Source organism: Thioclava sp. L04-15, assembly GCF_002020275.1.
Lineage (GTDB): Bacteria > Pseudomonadota > Alphaproteobacteria > Rhodobacterales > Rhodobacteraceae > Thioclava > Thioclava marina.
The window spans coordinates 101,978-118,195 of the sequence record NZ_MPZW01000005.1; the positions used below are offsets into that span (position 1 = coordinate 101,978).

13 protein-coding genes are annotated in these 16,218 nt (G+C 65.2%); 9 read left to right on the forward strand and 4 right to left on the reverse strand.

Features of this window, described 5'->3' with window-relative positions:
* Positions 1-43: 43 nt before the first annotated feature.
* Genes hisG through hisS form a run of 3 tightly spaced genes read right to left on the reverse strand, consistent with a single transcriptional unit; the run spans position 44 to position 3,314 of the window.
* Entirely contained in the window at positions 44-745 is a 702-nt protein-coding gene (gene hisG / locus BMI90_RS12345; protein ID WP_078529798.1) for an ATP phosphoribosyltransferase, read from the reverse strand.
* Entirely contained in the window at positions 742-1,812 is a 1,071-nt protein-coding gene (locus tag BMI90_RS12350) for an ATP phosphoribosyltransferase regulatory subunit (RefSeq protein WP_078529799.1), read from the reverse strand. Before BMI90_RS12350 ends, hisG begins: the two co-directional genes overlap by 4 nt.
* Entirely contained in the window at positions 1,812-3,314 is a 1,503-nt protein-coding gene (gene hisS / locus BMI90_RS12355) for a histidine--tRNA ligase (protein WP_078529800.1), read from the reverse strand. The genes BMI90_RS12350 and hisS overlap by 1 nt, the downstream gene beginning before the upstream one ends.
* Before the next feature lie 75 nt (positions 3,315-3,389).
* Between hisS and BMI90_RS12360 the strand changes: the two genes are divergently transcribed.
* On the forward strand, positions 3,390-3,596 hold the full coding sequence (locus BMI90_RS12360) for a SlyX family protein (RefSeq protein ID WP_038079341.1): 207 nt from the start codon (positions 3,390-3,392) through the stop codon (positions 3,594-3,596).
* On the forward strand, positions 3,596-4,021 hold the full coding sequence (locus tag BMI90_RS12365; protein WP_078529801.1) for a hypothetical protein: 426 nt from the start codon (positions 3,596-3,598) through the stop codon (positions 4,019-4,021). Before BMI90_RS12360 ends, BMI90_RS12365 begins: the two co-directional genes overlap by 1 nt.
* 3 nt (positions 4,022-4,024) lie before the next feature.
* Here BMI90_RS12365 and dnaE read toward each other — a convergent pair whose 3' ends face one another.
* Positions 4,025-7,525 (reverse strand): DNA polymerase III subunit alpha, encoded by a 3,501-nt coding sequence (gene dnaE / locus BMI90_RS12370; protein WP_078529802.1) that lies wholly within the window; start codon positions 7,523-7,525, stop codon positions 4,025-4,027.
* A gap of 231 nt (positions 7,526-7,756) precedes the next feature.
* Between dnaE and xdhA the strand changes: the two genes are divergently transcribed.
* From xdhA to BMI90_RS12405, 7 genes are read left to right on the forward strand one after another with little or no spacing between them, the layout of a single operon-like run.
* A complete protein-coding gene (gene xdhA, locus BMI90_RS12375) occupies positions 7,757-9,157 on the forward strand; it encodes a xanthine dehydrogenase small subunit (protein WP_078529803.1) in 1,401 nt (466 codons plus the stop codon).
* On the forward strand, positions 9,154-11,433 hold the full coding sequence (xdhB, locus tag BMI90_RS12380) for a xanthine dehydrogenase molybdopterin binding subunit (RefSeq protein WP_078529804.1): 2,280 nt from the start codon (positions 9,154-9,156) through the stop codon (positions 11,431-11,433). Before xdhA ends, xdhB begins: the two co-directional genes overlap by 4 nt.
* Complete coding sequence (gene xdhC / locus BMI90_RS12385) at positions 11,430-12,365, forward strand: xanthine dehydrogenase accessory protein XdhC (RefSeq protein WP_078529805.1); 936 nt, start codon at positions 11,430-11,432, stop codon at positions 12,363-12,365. The genes xdhB and xdhC overlap by 4 nt, the downstream gene beginning before the upstream one ends.
* The gene (locus BMI90_RS12390; protein ID WP_078529806.1) at positions 12,362-13,876 is read left to right on the forward strand and encodes an ABC transporter ATP-binding protein; all 1,515 of its coding nucleotides are present in this window, start codon (positions 12,362-12,364) and stop codon (positions 13,874-13,876) included. Before xdhC ends, BMI90_RS12390 begins: the two co-directional genes overlap by 4 nt.
* On the forward strand, positions 13,873-14,952 hold the full coding sequence (locus BMI90_RS12395; RefSeq protein ID WP_078529807.1) for an ABC transporter permease: 1,080 nt from the start codon (positions 13,873-13,875) through the stop codon (positions 14,950-14,952). The genes BMI90_RS12390 and BMI90_RS12395 overlap by 4 nt, the downstream gene beginning before the upstream one ends.
* Positions 14,949-15,278: a hypothetical protein gene (locus BMI90_RS12400; RefSeq protein WP_078529808.1), complete on the forward strand. Its 330-nt coding sequence runs from the start codon at positions 14,949-14,951 to the stop codon at positions 15,276-15,278. The genes BMI90_RS12395 and BMI90_RS12400 overlap by 4 nt, the downstream gene beginning before the upstream one ends.
* Positions 15,275-16,207: an ABC transporter permease gene (locus BMI90_RS12405; RefSeq protein WP_078529809.1), complete on the forward strand. Its 933-nt coding sequence runs from the start codon at positions 15,275-15,277 to the stop codon at positions 16,205-16,207. Before BMI90_RS12400 ends, BMI90_RS12405 begins: the two co-directional genes overlap by 4 nt.
* Positions 16,208-16,218: the final 11 nt, after the last annotated feature.

Below are 16,218 nucleotides of genomic sequence, written 5' to 3' on the forward strand. Positions count from 1 at the left end.
CTCGCTGACGCGAGCCCCCGGGATATTTAGGCCAAGAGGAAGATCAGAGCGCGGGCGCGTCGAGTTCGAGTTGCCGTGCGAGATCCGCGAGGCGCGTTTCCTGGCCGGACCAGTCGGCGGCGCGCGAGGCGAACAGGGTTGCCTGCGATTGGTGGATCAGCCCGTCGGAGAGGATCTTCAGGTGGTTGGCGCGCAGCGTCTCGCCGCTCGAGGTGATATCGGCCACGGCCTCGGCGGTGAGATTGGCGATCGTGCCCTCGGTCGCGCCCTGACTGTCGACCAGTTGCCAGTCGGCGACGCCCTGCCGCGTCAGAAACTCGCGCACCAGCCGGTGATATTTCGTGGCGATGCGCAGGCGAAAGCCATGCGTCGCGCGGAAGCGGTGGGCGGCGGCGTCGAGATCTTCGAGGCTGTCGACATCCGACCAGCAAGCCGGCACGGCGATGATCAGATCGGCATGGCCGAAGCCCATCGGCGCGAGATCGACGACCTGGCTTTCCCAATCGGCGAGCTTTTCGCGCACGAGATCGGAGCCGGTGACGCCAAGATGGATACGCCCCGCGGCCAGCTCGCGCGGGATTTCCCCCGCCGAAAGCAGCACCAGCTGCACGCCCTCGGCCCCTTCGACCGCGCCTGCATATTCGCGCTCCGAGCCGGTGCGCTTGAGCGTGATGCCAGCTTGCGCGAACCAGTCGAAGGTCTTCTCCATCAGACGGCCCTTGGAGGGCACACCGAGCTTGATCATGCCTTTCCCTCCAGATCGGCCATCAGCCCTGCGCGGATCACGCCGCCCACGGCCGGGATCTCGCGCCCCTGCCCCAGCTGCCGGGTCAACGCGTCGTAGCGCCCGCCCGAGGCGACCGGCGGCAGGTCGGGATTGGCAGCGGTGAAGGTGAAGACGAAGCCGTCGTAATATTCCATCGTCGAGCGGCCGTGGCTGGCGTCGAATTGCAGGGTGGCGAGGTCGATGCCTTTCGCGGCGAGCGCCGACAGGCGGCGTTCGAGCCGCACGATGGCGGGTTCGAGCGCCGGGATCGCAAGTGTGCGCAAGGCGGCGGGCGCAGCCACGGCCGGGCAGCGCAGTTCGGCCAGAGCGTTGAGCGCAGCGACCGCGTCGGAGGCGAGCGGCGGGGCCTTCGCATCGGCTTCGAGCGCTGCGATCCGCGCCTCCATCTCCTCGCGCGAGCGCAATCCGATCCAAGGCGCGCCGGAGCGTTGTCCTGTCAGCAGATCGGCGCGGGCCTTGGGCACCTCGATCTGACCGGAATAGCGGGCAAGCAGGTGCTGGAACCGCTTGGGCCGCCAGATGTGACGGGCGAGAGCGGCCTTGCGTTCGGGCAGCGTGTCGAGCCCATCGACGGCGGCGCGCAACAGGCCCATATCGCCGATCGTGGCGGAAAGCTTGAGCTTGGACAGCAGCCCGGAGAAGAGCGCGAAAACCTCGGCGTCGGCGGCTTCCGGGTCGGCGCGGTCGAAGATCTCGAAACCGGCCTGGAAATACTCGTTCGAGCGTGCCGGTCCGCGATGGTCCTGACGGCGAAAAACCTCACCAGCATAGGCGTAACGCGCGGGTTCGGCACCATTGGCCATGTGTTCTTGCACGACCGGCACGGTGAAGTCCGGACGCAGCATCATCTCGCCGCGCAGCGGGTCGGCGGTGACATAGGCGCGGGCGCGGATATCCTCGCCGTAAAGGTCGAGAAGCGCCTCGGCGGGTTGCAGGATGTCGGGCGTGACCTCGACCGCGCCGGCGGCGAGGAATTGTTCCAGCAGACGGCCCGCCTGCGCCCGCGACTGCGCCTTGTCCGCCATTATTCGGCCTCGTAGCGCGCAAGGATCTCTTGCACTTTTGCAACCATTTCGCCGGTCGGAACCTCGAATTGCGCGGGTTGGGATTTCCATTCCTCAACCGTCGCGTCCTGAGCGATCTTCGCACCGAGGATCAGGTCCTTGATCTGGACGACGCCGCGTTGCGCCTCGTCCGAGCCCTGGATGATTGCGACCGGGCTTTCACGTTTATCCGCGTATTTGAGCTGGTTGCCGAAGTTCTTCGGGTTGCCGAGATAGACCTCGGCGCGGATGCCAGCGGTGCGGAGCGTCGAGGCGAGTGCCATGTAATCGGCCATGCGGTCGCGATCCATCACGGTCACGACGACCGGGCCTTGTGCCGTGCCGCCGATGCGGCCCTTGGCGCGCAGTGCAGCCAGCAGGCGGTCGACGCCGATCGAGACGCCGGTGGCCGGGACGACCTGGCCGGTGAAGCGCTTGACGAGGTCGTCATAGCGTCCGCCGCCTGCGACCGAGCCGAACTGGCGCGGGCGGCCCTTTTCGTCGGTGATCTCGAAGGTCAGCTCGGCTTCGAAGACCGGGCCGGTGTAATAGCCCAGGCCCCGCACGACCGAGGGGTCGATGACGATGCGGTCGGGGCCGTAGCCCTGCGCGTCGAGCAGCGAGGCGATCTGTTCGAGTTCGTCCACGCCCTCCGCTCCGAGCGCCGAGCCGGCGACCAGTTCGCGCAGGCGGGCGACGGTGGCGGCGTTGTCATCGCGCTTGGCCTCCATGAAACCCATGACCGTGTCGGCCTGAGCCTCGGACAGCCCCGCGCCCTTGGTGAAATCGCCCGACTCGTCCATCCGACCCGCGCCCATCAGAAGACGCACGCCCTCCTCGCCGAACTTGTCGAACTTGTCGATCGCGCGCAGGACGATCCCGCGTTCCTCTTCGAACTTCGACGGGTCGGACGGGTCGAGCACGCCCGCGACTTCCATCACCCCGTTCAGAACCTTGCGGTTGTTCACCCGCACCACATAATCGCCGCGCGGAATGCCGACCGCTTCCAGCGCATCCGAGAGCATCCCGCAGATCTCGGCGTCAGCCGCCACCGAGGGCGCGCCCACGGTATCGGCATCGCATTGGTAGAACTGGCGGAACCGCCCCGGGCCAGGTTTTTCGTTGCGCCAGACCGGGCCCATGGTGAAGCGACGGTAAGGCGTGGGCAGATCGTTGCGATATTGGGCGGCGACGCGGGCCAGAGGCGCCGTCATGTCATAGCGCAGCGCCAGCCACTTGCCGTCATCTTCCTCCTGCCACGCAAACACACCCGCGTTCGGGCGGTCCACATCGGGGAGGAACTTGCCCAGCGCCTCGACGGTCTCGATGGCCGAGGTTTCCAGCGCCTCGAAGCCATGCGCGCGATAAACCTCGGCGATCTTGGCCAGCATGTCGGCGCGCTCGGTCACCTCCGCGCCGAAATAGTCGCGGAAGCCCTTGGGCGTCTCGGCCTTGGGGCGGGGCTGTTTTTTCTCTTTGGCCATCGGCTTGCACCTGATCTGATCTCGCGCGAGGGTGTAGCCCAAGGGGCTGGCCCCGGCAAGCGATAGGGACGATTCATGCAAGATCGCATCGAACGGGCGGAAGAACAGATCGCCTATCTCACCAAAACGGTCGAAGATCTGTCGGATGTGGTGGTCGAACAGGGCCGCCGGATCGAGCGGCTGGAACGCCAACTCGGCCTGCTGATGGAGCGCGAGGCCGAGCGTGAATACGAGGGCGGCGGCACCATCCCGCTGGCCGATCAGAAACCGCCGCACTGGTGATGGGCGCCGCGCTCTGGGGACTGGCCGGGGTCTTCGTGGGCGTGCAGGCGCTTGTCTATGCCGCGCTGCTGATCTGGCCTGCAGGGGTCGATCTGCGCGCGGTGGTGACCCGGTTCGAGACCTGGCAGGACAGCGGCATGCTGACCTTGCAGATCTTTTTCGCCCTGCCTCTGCTAAGCGCGCTGATCTGGCGGATGCGGGTGCACCGGCAGGCACAGGCGCTGGTCGGGCTCGGCTTTCTCTGCACGGCGCTGCTGGCCGCGAGCGGCTGGCTGGAGCTATCCCAGATCGAAAGCGCGATCCGCGAGTCGGTCAACGCGCAGGATCGGCTGAGGGGGCTGGCGCTGCTGCGCTGGGGCGAGTTCGCGCTGGCAATGATGGCGGCGATCGTGTTGCGGCTGGGGTGGAGCGCACGCAAGCTTTGAGGCTCAGACCTCCTGCACCTCGCTAACCCCGCGCAGGCTGCGCAACGCGCCCTTCACCTGCGCATTGACCGGAGCCTCGCGCAGAGCGGTGATCTGGTAGCGGCAATTGCGTTCGGTATCGTAAACCATGAAGCTCACCGGCCCGCGCGATTGTACCTTGCCCTCGCGCGCAACCCGGTCGAGCAGGCTCGCGACGGAAGCCACCGCCTGCGTGTCGTCGATATGGACGAGAAGCCCGGACGATCCCGCATCCGCAGTCGCCTTGTCCACGGTCTGGGCAGCGTTCGCGACCATGCGCACCGACTCGCCATCGACCTCGACCTTCACGGTCAGCACCAGAAGGTTGCCGGTCTCCAGCACGTCACGGCAGGCCTCCAACGCTTCCGACCAGAAGGCGACCTCATAGGGGCCCGAGGCGTCGGAAAGCGCTACAAAGGCAAAACGATTGCCTTTCGCGGATTTCTTCTCGCGCACGGAGGCCACCTCGCCCGCGATCTTGGTGATGAACGGACCACCGACAGCCTTGGCCTGCACCTCTTCCCAGCTCAGCACGTTCTTGCGCTTGAGCGCGGGAAGGTAGTCCTCGATCGGGTGGCCCGAGAGGTAGAAGCCGATGGCCTTGTGTTCCTCAGCCAGACGCTCGCCCGGTAGCCAGTCATCGGTATCGGCCAGACGCGGCGGGGGCAGATCGTCACCCGCTTCGCCGAAGAGCGAAACCTGCGCCGACTCGCGCGCCTCGATCACGGCGCCCGACCAGGCCATCAGCGATTCCAGCGATTCGAAGACCCGCTTGCGGTTCGGATCGAGCAGATCGAAGGCACCGGCCCGCGCCAACATCTCCAGCGGCCGCTTGCCGACCCGCTTCATGTCGACCCGGCGGGCGAAATCGAACAGGTCCGCAAAGGGCTCGTCGCCGCGCGCCTCGACGATCATCTGCATCGCCTCGACGCCGACATTTTTCAGCGCGCCAAGCGCATAGACCAGCTTCTGATCGACCACGTCGAAGGTCGCGAGCGAGCGGTTCACGCAAGGCGGGATGATCTCGATCCCGAGCTTCTTCTGTACTTCATCAGCATAGACGGCGAGTTTGTCGGTCAGATGAATATCGCAATTCATCACCCCGCCCATGAACTCGACCGCGTGGTTCGCCTTCAGCCAGCCGGTGTAATAGCTGACCACCGCATAGGCCGCGGCGTGGGATTTGTTGAAGCCGTAATTGGCGAATTTCTCCAAGAGGTCGAAGACCTCCGAGGCCTTCTTCTTGTCGACCCCGTTCTTGGCCGCGCCCTCTTCGAATTTCGGGCGCTCGGCGTCCATCGCCTCCTTGATCTTTTTCCCCATCGCGCGACGGAGAAGGTCCGCGCCGCCAAGCGAGTAGCCCGCCATGACCTGCGCGATCTGCATCACCTGCTCCTGATAGACGATGATGCCCTGCGTCTCTTCCAGGATATGGTCGATGGTCGGGTGGACCGAGGTAATGTCGCGCAGCCCGTTCTTCACCTCGCAATAGGTCGGGATGTTTTCCATCGGCCCCGGACGATAGAGCGCCACGAGCGCCACGATGTCCTCGATACAGGTGGGTTTCATCTGGCGCAGGGCCGATTTCATGCCCTCCGATTCCACCTGGAACACCGCGACCGTCTTCGCGTCGGCGTAAAGCTTGTAGGTCTTCTCATCATCGAGCGGGATCGCGTTGATGAGGTTCTCCGCGCCCTCCGCGGGCTCGTAGAGCTGATTGCCTGCCGCATCGACATGCAGCGGGCGGCCCGATTTGAAGATCAGGTTCATCGCCGACTGGATCACCGTCAGCGTCTTCAACCCGAGAAAGTCGAACTTCACCAGACCGGCCTGTTCCACCCATTTCATGTTGAACTGGGTCGCGGGCATGTCCGAGCGCGGGTCCTGATAGAGCGGCACCAGCTCGTCAATCGGACGATCCCCGATCACGACCCCCGCCGCGTGAGTCGAGGCGTTCCGGAGCAGCCCCTCGATCGCCTTGGCGTAATCCAGAAGTCGCGCCACGACCTCTTCGTTCTTCGCGGCCTCGCGCAGGCGCGGCTCGTCGGCCAGCGCCTTTTCAATCGAGACGGGCTTCACCCCCTCGACCGGGATCATCTTCGAGAGCTTGTCGACATGGCCGTAGCTCATCTGGAGCACACGGCCCACGTCGCGCACGGCGGCCTTGGACAGAAGCGCACCGAAGGTAATGATCTGCCCCACCTTCTCGCGCCCGTATTTCTTCTGCACGTATTGGATCACCTCCTCGCGGCGATCCATGCAGAAGTCGATGTCGAAGTCCGGCATCGAGACACGTTCGGGGTTGAGGAAACGTTCGAACAGCAGCGAATAGCGCAGCGGATCAAGGTCGGTGATGGTGAGCGCATAGGCGACCAGCGAGCCCGCGCCCGAGCCCCGCCCCGGCCCGACCGGAATATCGTGATCCTTGGCCCATTTGATGAAGTCCGCAACAATCAGGAAGTAGCCCGGGAAGCCCATCTGCTCGATGATGTCGAGCTCGAATTGCAGGCGTTTCTCATACTCTTCAACCGGGGCGGCATGCGGGATCACGTCGAGACGCGCGCGCAACCCGTCCCAGGCCTGACGGCGCAGTTCCTCCACCTCGTCATCGGCGAATTTCGGCAGGATCGGCGCGCGCTTGTAGGCGGCGAAGGCGCAGCGTTTCGCGATCTCGACCGTGTTCTCGATCGCCTCGGGCAGGTCGGCGAAAAGCGCGACCATCTCACCTTCGGACTTGAAATAATGCTGCGGGGTCAGACGGCGGCGAGGCTCGATCTGATCGACATAGGCGCCTTCCGCGATACAGATCATCGCGTCATGGGCCTCATACATCTCGGTCTTCGGGAAATAGACGTCATTGGTCGCGACCAGCGGCAGACCCATCTCGTAGGCCCATTCGACGAAGGGGCGCTCGGTCGCCACTTCCGCCTCGGTCAGTGCGCCGCCCTCGCCCGGGTGGCGCTGCAACTCGACATAGAGCCGGTTGGGATAGATCCCGGCGAGCTTCTGCAACAGCGCCTTCGCGCGGTCCTTCCCCCCGTTGCGAATGAGCCGCCCGACCGGCCCGTCGGGCCCACCCGACAGACAGATCAGCCCCTCGGAATAGCGCTCCAACTCCTCGATCGTCACCTGCACCTGCGCCCCGTGCTTGTCGAGATAGAGGCACGAGTTCAGCTTCATCAGGTTCTCGTATCCGCGCTCCGTCTGCGCCAGCAGCACGACCGGCGCGGGCAGACGCGGCTTCTCGCCCGGTTTCGCGGGATCGTATTCCAGCGAGACCTGACAGCCGATGATCGGCTGCAACCCGGCCCCGATCGCGGTGACGGAAAATTCCAGCGCCGCGAACATGTTATTCGTATCGGTGACGGCCACGGCAGGCATCCCCGCCGCCTCGCACATCTTTACAAGTTTCTTCGCGGGCACGGCGCCTTCGAGCAGCGAATACTCGGTATGGACGCGCAGATGAATGAATCGGGGGCTGGTCATGGCGCCAAGCTAGCGCCGCGCGCAGGTCCGCGCCAGCCTCTCGCGACGTCTCGCCCGCGTGTTCCGGCAGACACCCGCCCAAAAATTGATCACCAGATCAAGTTTCAGGCGGGGTGCCTCTGCGAATCCCTTGCCAATCCCCATCCGCATCGGCTTTGCTGGCCCGGTCCCGTTCTACGCCGCATCGAGCGGGACGACCGGGACATACTGGTAAGGCGGCGGATCTTTCGTATGGAAATCACGTTTCTTCTCAACGGAGAAACCCGCAGCGTCGAGGTGTCGGACCCGACGCAATCCGTGCTCGATTGGCTGCGCACCGAGGGGCTGACCGGCACCAAGGAGGGCTGCAACGAGGGCGATTGCGGCGCCTGTTCGGTGATCGTGACGGATGATAGCGGCGCCAAGCCGCTCAATGCCTGCCTGATGATGATGCCCCATCTGCACGGTCGCGCCCTGCGCACCGTCGAGGGGATCGGAGGCCCCGATGGCGCGCTCCACCCCGTCCAGCAGGCGATGATCGACCATCACGGCTCGCAATGCGGCTTCTGCACGCCGGGCTTCATCGCCTCGATGGCCGCGGGCCATCTGAACGGGCGCACCGATCACAACGATCTGCTCGCCGGAAATCTCTGCCGCTGCACCGGCTACGCCCCGATCATCCGCGCCGCGAAAGCCGCCGAAGCCGCACCTGTGCCGAATTGGATGCGCGACACCCCCATCCAACTGCATGAAATATCCTCGGGGGGTGAATGGTCCGCAGGACCAGAGGGGGGCCGACAGCCCCCCTTCCTGCCGACCGGCTCGGACGAACTCGCCGAGTGGTATCTCGCCCATCCGGAGGCCACCTTGATCGCAGGCGCCACCGATGTCGGCCTGTGGGTCACGAAACAGCTCCGCGAGCTCAAAACGGTCGCCTTCCTGAACAACTGCAAGGACTTGCAGGTGATCGAGGAAACCGAGGACAGCTATATCGTCGGCGCTGGCGTTACCATTGCCGCCTTGCGCGAAGCGATGGCCGATCCCCATCCCGCCTTCGCGGAACTCCTGCGCCGCTTCGCCTCCGAACAGGTCCGGCAAGCCGCGACCATCGGCGGGAATATCGCGAACGGCTCGCCCATTGGCGACAGCCCGCCCGCGCTGATCGCGATGGGGGCAGAGCTGACCCTGCGCAAGGGCGGCACCCGCCGCACGATCCCGCTCGAGGCCTTCTTCCTCGAGTACGGCAAGCAGGACCGCACGCCCGGCGAATTCGTCGAAAGCGTCACGATCCCGAAATCCGTGCCCGATCTCGCCTGCTACAAGCTCTCGAAACGCTTCGATCAGGACATCTCCGCCGTCTGCGGCGCGCTGAACATCCCGCGTAATGGCGGGACGATCGCGGCCCCGCGTATCGCCTTCGGGGGCATGGCGGGCACTCCGAAACGCGCTGCGGCACTTGAGGCCGCGCTTGACGGCCAGCCCTTCACCGAAGAGGCGATCATGGCCGCGCTGCCCGCGCTGGAACAGGATTTCACCCCGCTCACCGATATGCGCGCCTCGGATGCCTACCGGATGGAGGCCGCGAAAGCGTTGCTGCTCCGGTATCTCCTCGAAGCCCAAGGCGAGCTTTCGATCCTGGAGGTTCAGCCATGAGTGTCGGAACCCCAAAACCCCATGATTCGGCACAGCTTCACGTCACCGGTGCCGCGCGCTATGTCGATGACATCCCCTGCCCCGCGACCACGCTGCACCTCGCCTTCGGGCTTTCGACAGAGGCCCATGCCGAGATCACCGCGCTCGATTTGAGTGCCGTGCGCACAGCCCCTGGCGTCATCGCGGTGATGACCGCCGAAGACATGCCCTTCGCCAACAATGCCTCCCCCGCGCCCGAGCCCGAACCGGTTCTGGCCGAGGGCGTCGTGAAGTTTGTCGGCCAGCCGATTTTCGTGATCGCCGCGACCAGCCACCTTGCCGCGCGCAAGGCGGCGCGTCTCGCCAAGATCGACTATGCCCCGCGTCCCGCGATCCTGACTGTCGAAGACGCTCTGGAGGCAAAGAGCCATTTCGAGGGCGGCCCCGTCACCTGGGCGCGCGGCGATACCGAGGAGGGTTTTGCCAAAGCCGAGCACATCGTCGAAGGCAGCTTCGACATGGGCGGACAGGAGCATTTCTACCTCGAAGGTCAGGCCGCGCTGGCGCTGCCCGAGGATCAGGGCATGGTGATCCGCTGCTCATCGCAACACCCGTCCGAGATCCAGCACAAGGTGGCCGACGCCTTGGGCTGCGCGATGCATGACGTGCGCGTCGAGATGCGCCGGATGGGCGGCGGCTTCGGCGGCAAGGAGAGCCAAGGCAACCATCTCGCCATCGCCTGCGCCGTGATGGCGCGCGCCACGGGTCGACCCTGCAAGATGCGCTACGACCGTGACGACGACATGATGATCACGGGCAAACGCCATGATTTCAAAATCAAATACCGGCTTGGCGCGGATGCCGAGGGAAAGATCGTCGCCGCCGAGTTCACCCATCTCGCGCGCTGCGGCTGGTCGCCGGACCTGAGCCTTCCGGTCTGCGACCGCGCGATGCTCCATGCCGACAGCTCCTATTTCCTGCCCAATATTCGGATCGAGAGCCACCGCCTGCGCACCAACACCCAAAGCGCCACCGCCTTCCGGGGCTTCGGCGGCCCGCAGGGGATGATTGCAACCGAGGTCGCGCTGGATCATCTGGCCCACGCGATGGGGCTCGACCCGCTCGATCTGCGCAAGAGGAATTACTACGACCCCGAAGGCGGGCAGAGCACGCATTATGGTCAGCCGGTCGAGGATTTCCTCCTGCCCGAGATGACAGCGGAATTGCAGAAATCTGCCGAATTCGCGGCACGGAAGGCGCAAGTTGCGGTCTGGAATAGTAATAATGCAACCTTGAAGCGGGGGATCTCGCTGACGCCGGTGAAGTTCGGGATCTCGTTTACACTGACCCAACTCAATCAGGCGGGCGCGCTCGTGCATGTCTATTCCGACGGCTCGATCCAGCTCAATCACGGCGGGACCGAGATGGGTCAGGGCCTGCACCGCAAGGTCTGTCAGGTCGCGGCCTCGATCTTCGGTGTGAGTGACGAGGATGTGCGTATCACCGCGACCGCGACCGACAAGGTGCCCAACACCTCGGCCACCGCAGCCTCGTCGGGGGCAGATCTGAACGGCATGGCGGTGAAAGCCGCCTGCGAGACGATCAAGGCGCGTCTGGCTGCGTTTTTTGCCGAGAGCGTGGGCTGCGCGCCCGAGGACGTGGAATTCAGCAATGGTGAGGTCCGCGCGGGCGCCCAATCCCTGCCCTTCGCCAAGCTCGCGAAACTGGCCCATGAGGCGCGCATTTCGCTCTCCTCCACCGGTTTCTACGCCACCCCCAAGATCAGCTGGGACCGGATCAAGGGCCAGGGGCACCCGTTCTTCTACTTCGCCTATGGCGCGGCGGTGACCGAGGTGGTGATCGACACGCTGACCGGCGAGAACCGCATCCTGCGCACCGATATCCTGCATGACGCGGGGGCCTCGCTGAACCCGGCGCTCGATATCGGGCAGATCGAGGGCGGCTACGTCCAGGGCGCGGGCTGGCTCACGACCGAGGAACTGGTGTGGGACGACAAGGGACGTCTGCGCACACATGCGCCCTCGACCTACAAGATCCCCGCCTGTTCGGACCGGCCGCGCATCTTCAATGTCAATCTGTGGGATGAACCGAACCGGGAAGACACGATCTACCGCTCGAAAGCCGTGGGCGAGCCGCCCTTCATGCTGGCGATATCGGCCTTCCTCGCACTGGAAGATGCGTGCAAATCCTGCGGACCGAACTGGCCCGATCTGCAAGCGCCCGCCACACCCGAGTCGGTGCTGGCGGCGGTGCATCGTGCACGGGGGGATGCGTGAGTCTCGACCTGGCATATCTGGCCCGCATGGCCCAACGCGGCGCGTTCACACGGGTCGTGGTGGCGCGTGCGCAAGGGTCTGTCCCGCGCGAGGAAGGGGCCGCGATGCTCGTCTGGCCTGACCGGATCGAAGGCACGATCGGCGGCGGAGCATTGGAATACGCCGCGGTCGAAAAAGCCCGCAAGGGATTGACCGGGATCGAGAAAATTCCACTCGGCCCAGCGATGGCGCAATGCTGCGGCGGGGCGGTGACGTTGGCCTATGAAACCTTCGATGCGAGTTCCGTCGCGCGGATCGCAGGCGACTGGCACGCCCGTCCGCTTGGGCGCACCACCAATCCGCCGCTCGCCCTCACGCGCGCGCTCTCGCGGGCCCGCGATCGAGGGGAAACACCTCCGATGCTGATCGGCGACTGGCTGATCGAGCGTGTTACGGCCCCTGCGACACCCGTCTGGATCTGGGGCGCGGGTCATGTCGGGCGAGCGCTCGTCAGCACGCTCGCCCCCCTGCCCGGCCTCGCGATCAGCTGGGCCGATAGTGGGGTCGAGCGCTTCCCTGAAGCGACTCCAGAGGGCGTCACGCCATTGATCGCGGAAAACCCCGCCGATCTGGTGCCGCTCGCCCCAAGCAATGCCCGCCATTTCATTCTCACCTATTCCCATGCGCTCGATCTCGAGCTCTGTCACCGCCTGCTGACCCACGGTTTCACCGGGCTCGGGCTGATCGGTTCGGCCTCGAAATGGGTGAGGTTTCGCAAACGGCTGGGCATGCTTGGCCACACCGCCGCACAAATTTCACGCATTGCCTGCCCGATAGGCGATCCGACCCTTGGCAAGCACCCCCAGGCCATTGCCCTCGGGGTCGCGACCGGGCTAGTGAAAGAGCTGACCGCAGCGCAAGCTGCCACAGAAAGAGGGACGCGCGCCGGGTGAGCGAGCTGTTGAAGATCGAAGGGCTGACCAAGGCCTATCCCGGTGTCGTGGCAAATGACGGTGTCGGCTTTTCCGTGCGTCCCGGCGAGGTTCACGCGCTTCTGGGCGAGAACGGCGCGGGCAAATCAACGCTGGTGAAGATGATCTACGGGCTGGTGAAGCCCGATGCCGGCACGATGCATTTCGCAGGCGCCCCTTATGCCCCGACGGATCCACGTGCCGCGCGTACTGCCGGTGTGGCGATGGTGTTTCAGCATTTCTCGCTCTTCGAGGCGCTCAACGTGGCCGAAAATGTCGCGCTCGGCATGGAGAATCCGCCACCGATGCGCCAGCTTTCGGGAAAGATCCGCGAGATTTCCAAGGCTTACGGCCTCCCGCTTGATCCGGCCCGCCTCGTCGGTGATCTCTCCGCGGGTGAGCGTCAGCGCGTCGAGATCGTGCGCTGCCTGTTGCAGGATCCGAAACTCCTGATCATGGACGAGCCGACCTCGGTGTTGACCCCGCAGGAGGTCGATATCCTCTTCCACACCCTGCGCAAGCTCTCCTCCGAGGGCACCGCGATCCTCTATATCTCGCACAAGCTCGAGGAAATCCGGGCGCTTTGCGAAGGCGCCACCATCCTGCGCGGCGGCAAGGTCGTGGGCTCGTGCAACCCGCGCGAGAAAACCGCGCGCGAGCTGGCCGAGATGATGGTCGGCGCCGAGCTGAAGGTGACCGATCGCGCCGAGCGCAGTTTCGGTGAGGTCGTACTCAAGGTCGCCGGTCTCTCGCTGCCGCCGATGTCGCAATTCGGTCCCGCGCTGAAGGATGTCGGCTTCGACCTGCGTGCAGGCGAAGTGCTCGGGATCGGCGGGGTCGCCGGGAACGGGCAGGAAGAATTGCTGGCCACGCTGTCGGGGGAGAAACCCTCCATCCCCGGCACGGTGACGCTGATGGGCAAGGACATCTCCTCGCTTGGGCCCAATGGCCGCCGCGCGATGGGGCTGCTCGCGGCCCCCGAAGAACGGCTTGGCCATGCCGCCGTCCCGGCGATGAGCCTGATCGAGAATGCGATCCTGACGGGCACGATGCGCAAACCGCTGACGAAGAACGGTTTCGTCGATCAGGCGGCCGCCAAGCGTTTCGCCGACGAGATCATTGCCGCCTTCGACGTGCGCACGCCCGGTTCCCATGTCGCGGCCCGCGCGCTGTCGGGCGGGAACCTGCAAAAATACGTGATCGGCCGCGAAGTTCTGCAAAATCCGGCCGTCCTGATCGTCAACCAGCCGACCTGGGGTGTCGACGCGGCGGCTGCCGCCGCGATCCGGCAGGCCCTGCTCGATCTGGCGGCCAAGGGCGCGGCGGTCATTGCGATCAGTCAGGATCTCGACGAACTGATGGAGATCGCCGACAATTTCGCCGCGCTCAACGAGGGCAAACTCAGCGCACCGCGCCCGACGCAAGGTCTCACCATCGAGGAGATCGGCCTGATGCTGGGTGGCGCGCACGGGATGCAGGAGGCCACGGCATGATCACCCTCGTCCGTCGCCCGACCCCGTCGAAACTCTGGACCTACGCGACCCCGATTGTCGCCGTCATCGCAACAATGATTGCAGGGGGTATTCTCTTTGCCGTGCTGGGCAAACACCCGGTCGAGGCGATCCGCGTGATCTTCTGGGATCCGCTCTTTGGTGCCAACGCCGGCTATTTCAGGGGGCAGTTGCTGGTCAAGGCAGGACCGTTGATCCTGATCGCCGCCGGTCTCGCGATCGGTTTCCGGGCCGGGATCTGGAACATCGGGGCCGAAGGGCAATATATCATGGGGGCGCTTTTCTCCGCATGGCTCGCGCTGAAGATGTATCCCACTGAAAGCCATTGGCTTTTCCCCGCCATGATCGTGCTCGGCGCGCTCGGTGGTTTGCTCTGGGCGATGATCCCGGCGCTCTTGAAGGTGGTGTTCGGCACCTCCGAGATCCTCGTGTCTCTGATGCTGGTTTACGTGGCCGAAAACCTGCTGGCCTACATGTCTTTCGGCCCGCTCAAGAACCCCGAAGGCTACGGGTTTCCCGGCTCGCGCAACCTGCAGGACTACCCCTCGGCCTATAACGCGGAGCTCTTCGCGGGCACGGGCGTTCACTGGGGCGTGGTCACCGCGCTTGTTGCCGTGATCGCAACATACATCCTGATGCATCGCCACATCACCGGCTTCCGGATCCGAGTCGCGGGCGAGGCCCCGCGGGCGGCGCGCTTCGCGGGCGTGATCCCGGCGCGGCTCGTGATCTTCTGTCTTGGCCTCGGCGGCGCTTTCGCGGGGCTTGCAGGGATGTTCGAGGTCTCCGGCCCCTCCGGCCAGATCACCGACAGTTTCAACGTGGGATACGGTTTCACCGCGATCATCGTGGCCTTCCTCGGCCGCCTCCACCCGATCGGCATCCTGCTTGCGGGGCTCTTGATGGCGCTGACCTATATCGGGGGCGACATGGCGCAGCTTGTACTTGGCTTGCCCTCGGCGGCGATCCAGGTCTTCCAAGGGATGTTGCTGTTCTTCCTGCTGGCCTTCGATGTGCTGACCAACTTCCACATCCGTTTCGGGAGGGCTGGCGCATGAGGTTGCCTTCGCTCCATCTGCCGGTGATCGCCCTTGCGGGGCTGCTGCTCGGGCTCGGGATTTATTACCTACTCGCGCTGCTCGACGTGATCTGGGCGATGGTGCTGATGGGGATCGTTCTGCTGCTGGTCTTCGAAACCGCGCTGCGGGCGTCGCGGGCGCTGGTCTACCGGATGGGCGCACGTCCCGATGAGGAAGAGGCCCACCTGCCGCGCCTGCGCGGGCGCGAGCGATTTGCCGCAATCGGCGGGCTGGTGGCGGGGCTCGGCTGCGGCTATGCGGTCTGGGGACCGGTTCTGATCTGGCAACAGGGAGGCGGCGCATGATCGTCGGTGGAATCGACATCGTCAGCCTGACGGCGACGCTGATGGGGGCCTCGACCCCCGTCCTTCTGGCCGCCACGGGCGAGTTGGTGGCCGAGAAATCGGGCGTGCTCAACCTTGGCGTCGAGGGCATGATGATCATGGGCGCGGTCGCGGGTTTTGCCGCAGCCGTCGCTACCGGCAACCCGGTGCTGGGCTTTGCGATGGGGGCGGCCGCGGGCGCGCTGATGGCGACGCTTTTCGCCTTCCTCACGCAGAAGCTGCTCTCGAACCAGGTCGCGACCGGTCTTGCACTGACGCTGTTCGGGCTGGGGCTGAGCGCGCTGATCGGCAAGGGCTACGAGGGCGTGCGCCCGCCGCCGACCGCAAAGATTGATTTCGGTCCGCTCTCGGATATTCCCGTGCTCGGGCGCATCCTCTTTTCGCATGACTGGATGGTCTATCTCTCGCTCATCCTCGTGGCGGTGGTCTGGTATGTGCTGCGCTCGACCCGCGCGGGCCTGATCCTGCGCGCGGTCGGCGAAAGCCACGACGCCGCCCACGCACTCGGCTACCGGGTCGTGGCGGTGCGCTTCGCTGCGCTCGCTTTCGGAGGCGCGCTGGCGGGGCTGGGCGGCGCCTATCTCAGCCTCGTGCGCGTTCCGCAATGGACCGAAGGCATGACTGCTGGCGCGGGCTGGATCGCGCTCGCCATCGTCGTCTTCGCGAGCTGGCGGCCGTGGCGGGTGCTGCTCGGCGCCTATCTCTTCGGCGGCATCACGGCGCTCCAGCTCCAGCTTCAGGCTGCGGGTTACGCGATCCCCGTTCACATCCTCTCCATGGCGCCCTACGTGATCACCATCGTCGTTCTGGTGATCCTCTCGGCCATTCACCGCCACGGCGTGCAGGCAGCCCCTGCCAGCCTTGGCAAATCCTTCCATGCCTCGAGCTGAGGCATCCATCC